The sequence below is a fragment of the Frankia sp. AiPs1 genome (genome assembly GCF_023716945.1).
In the GTDB taxonomy this organism is placed as follows: domain Bacteria; phylum Actinomycetota; class Actinomycetes; order Frankiales; family Frankiaceae; genus Frankia.
Genome location: NZ_JAMQQF010000798.1, coordinates 1 through 2,019, shown reverse-complemented (window position 1 = coordinate 2,019; position 2,019 = coordinate 1). Strand labels below are relative to the sequence as shown.

At 73.5% G+C, this 2,019-nt stretch carries 2 protein-coding genes; one reads left to right on the top strand and one right to left on the bottom strand.

Annotated elements, in window-relative coordinates; translation table 11 throughout:
• Window positions 1-1,082, top strand: a 1,082-nt coding sequence (locus ND748_RS30775) for a glycerophosphodiester phosphodiesterase (protein ID WP_251749806.1), incomplete at its 5' end; no start/stop codon positions are given.
• Window positions 1,083-1,196: 114 nt separating this feature from the next.
• On the opposite strand, the gene ND748_RS30770 is transcribed toward ND748_RS30775, so the two are convergent.
• A partial coding sequence (locus ND748_RS30770) for a thioesterase domain-containing protein (RefSeq protein ID WP_251749804.1) occupies window positions 1,197-2,019 on the bottom strand: 823 nt, incomplete at its 5' end.

The following is a 2,019-nucleotide window of genomic DNA, read 5'->3' as shown; positions in this document are numbered from 1 at the left end:
CCGCCGGGGCAACCGCCGCCGGCGGCGAGCGCCGCCGTTCGACGCTGGTCATCGGCCACCGCGGCGCATCCGGCTACCGCCCCGAGCACACCCTGGCGTCCTACGAGCTGGCCGCGCGGCTGGGCGCGGACTTCGTGGAGCCCGACCTGGTGCCCACGAAGGACGGCGTCCTCGTCTGCCGGCACGAACCGGAGATCGGCGGGACGACGAACGTCGCCGACCACCCGGAGTTCGCCGGCCGGAAGAAGACGACCTCACTCGACGGCGTGGCGACCACCGGCTGGTTCACCGAGGACTTCACCCTGGCCGAACTGAAGACGCTGCGCGCCAAGGAGCGGCTGCCCGAGGTGCGTCAGGAGAACACCCTTTACGATGGCCTGTTCGAGATCCCGACGTTCACCGAGGTCCTCGACCTGCGGGTCCGGCTGTCGAAGGAGCTCGGCCGGGAGATCGGCGTCTACCCGGAGACCAAGCACCCGACCTACTTCACCAAGGCCGGGCTGCCGCTGGAGCAGCGCCTGCTCGACACGCTGAACCGCTACGGCCTGAACCGGCGCGACGCGGCGGTCTTCGTCCAGTCCTTCGAGACGACGAACCTCGCCCAGTTGCGCAAGCTGGGGCTGCGCACCTCGGTGGTGCAGCTGCTGTCGGCCGAGGGAGCGCCGTTCGACCTCGTCACCGCCGGAGACAAGCGGACCTACGCCGACCTCGTGACGCCGGCCGGCCTGCGCGCCGTCGCCGCCTACGCCACCGGCATCGGCCCCGACAAGCTGCAGGTCATCCCCCGCAACCCCGACGGATCGCTGGGCCGGGCGACGTCGCTGGTCGCCGACGCGCACGCCGCCGGGCTGGTCCTGCACCCGTACACCTTCCGCGCGGAGAACACGTTCCTGCCGACGGACTACCGCCGCGGCACCGTTGCGAACGACTTCGGCCGGGCCATCGACGAACAGGTCGCCTACCTCAGGGCCGGCATCGACGGGCTGTTCACCGACCAGGCCGACATCGGCGTCCTCGCCCGGGCGGTCGCCGCCGGTCAGTCGATCGCCGCCGTCCAGCCGAGCCCGCACTCGGCGGCCTGAGAGCCGCCGCGGCAGCGGTGCGGCAGCGGTGCGGCAGCGGTGCGGGGACACCGGCCGTCCCCGCACCGCACCGCGCGGCGGACCAGCCGCCGCCTGGGCCGGGCCGCCGGCAGGCTACCTCGCTCCTTCTCCACCCGCCCCTTCCAGCCGCTCCAGCCAGCGGTGCAGGTCACGGGCGGTCGACGCGGCGTGTTCGTTCATCATCGACTGGTGGTCACCGGCCACGTCGAAGGAGTCGTGGTCCATCGACCAGTCGGTCGTCCAGGCCTGACCGTGCCCGGTGATGTCCTCGGCGACGGTGCGCCGGGGCATCCGCTCCGCCGCACGCAGGAGCATGACCGGGGCGGCGACGCCGCGCGGCCGCCAGTTCTCGAACAGGTCGAGGTAGGCACCCTGCGCGGTGATCTGCGACTCGGTCATCAGCGCGAACGCCTGGTCGTTGACGGCGATGCCGCGCAGCTCCTCGTGGATGTCCTCCTCCGGGATGCGGTCGGTGGGCAGCCACGTGTCGAGCAGCGCCACCGCCGCCGGGCGCACCCCCCGATCCTCCAGGGCGGAGGCGATCGCGTGCGCCAGCCAGCCGCCGGAGGAGTACCCGGCGAGGACGACCGGGGTGACGGGGAAGGCACGCGCGACGGTGTCGGCGTGCATCTCGACGACGAGCTCGGCGTACGCCGGCAGCAACTCGCCGTCGCCGAACCCCGGATGCGGCAGCGCGAAGACGTCGCGCAGGCCGTGCAGGTGCAGGGCGATCCGGGCGAAGTTGTGCGGGCCGGACGGGGCCACCATCGACGGCAGGCACACCAGCGCGACGGGTGCCGGCCCGGTGGCCAGGCGCACCGGCCGCGCGGGCGGGCCGAATTCGGCGGCCGTGTCGAACACCGGACGCAGCCGGGCGGCGGCGCGCAGCACGCCGACGCCGGCGGCGAACTTGCCC